Source organism: Aeromonas sp. HMWF014 (genome assembly GCF_963878295.1).
Classification (GTDB): Bacteria; Pseudomonadota; Gammaproteobacteria; order Enterobacterales; family Aeromonadaceae; genus Aeromonas; species Aeromonas popoffii.
Genome location: NZ_CAWNYS010000473.1, coordinates 1 through 1,273 on the forward strand (window position 1 = coordinate 1; position 1,273 = coordinate 1,273).

At 63.5% G+C, this 1,273-nt stretch carries 1 protein-coding gene; it reads left to right on the forward strand.

Annotated features, from left to right (window positions below):
* Positions 1–1,273, forward strand: a 1,273-nt coding sequence (locus AAC083_RS18420) for a membrane-targeted effector domain-containing toxin (RefSeq protein WP_146181729.1), incomplete at both ends; no start/stop codon positions are given.

The following is a 1,273-nucleotide window of genomic DNA, read 5'->3' on the forward strand; positions in this document are numbered from 1 at the left end:
GTGCTGCACAGTGCGACCGGGCAGGCGCAGGTGGAGGCCGCATTGCGGTTGAACAACCTGATCGACGGCTATCTGGCCAGGCACGAGAGCTCTGGCAGAAACCCGGCGCTGAGCCAGTTGCAGAGCCAGCTCAACGACGGTCTCTATCGCGGTGAGCTGGCGTCACTGCAAGCCGATGTCGCGGCACTGGCAACGCGTCGCCCCGATCTGGCGGCCCTCGTCATCGGCAAGGCTGCCGAGGAGGCGAATGGCAAGCATCCGGGTCTCACCCAGATGTTGCTGCGCTGGGTGGCAGAAGATCCCTATCTGGCGGTCAAGGGGGGATACCAGGGGCAGGCGCCTGCGGATCTGCCGTTTGATGCCAGCTTCCATGTCGTGCTCGGCGAGCAGTATGGCGAGCTGAAGAAGTGGCTGGCAGACGCCCAGTCGAAGGGGCTGCTGAGCAAGGCCGTGCTGGACGAGACCGGCAAGGTGCTGCATCTGGGCTACTCCTATCAGGAGTTGCAGGACATGACGGGGGATCAGTCTGCCCAGATGACTGTCTACTTCATCAAGGAGGCAGCCAAGCAGGCTGCGCCCGGCTCCGAGCTCTCTGCCGAGATGATCATGCTGGACCAGTTTGCCGACCGGCGCTATCTCGGCGAGCTGGAGTCACGCCGCCTCGAGCAGGTTGAGAATATCTATCACAGCAGCAAGCAGACAGACGTGGCGGCCTGGGATGCCCGCTATGCCGGGAATGCCCTGCGGGATCTGAACGATCAGGTGGCACAGGAGAGCACGCTGGCGGGGCAGCTGTCACGCCTGCTGGAGAACCGTAACGGCCTGCTGATCGGGGAAACCCATGGCAGCGACGTGAATGGTCTGCGCTTCGTCAACGAGCAGATGGATGCCCTCAAGGCGCAGGGGGTGACCGTCATCGGTCTGGAGCACTTGCGCGGTGAGCTGGCACAGCCGCTGATCGACCGCTATCTGGCGGGGGGAGAGATGTCCCCCGAGCTGGCAACCATGCTGAAAACCAAGCATCTGGATCTCTCCCTGTTCGAGCGAGCGCGAGAGAAAGGGCTGCGGATTGTGGCGCTGGATGATGGCAGCACGGCAAGGCCCGCGATTGCCGGGACTGAGCACGGCCTCATGTATCGCGCCGGGGCGGCCAACAACGTCGCCGTCGACGTGTTGGGCAAGTTGCCTGATGGGGAGAAGTTCGTCGCCATCTACGGCAGCGCGCACCTGGCTTCCCACAAGGGGATCGAAGGCTTTGTGCCCGGTATTACCC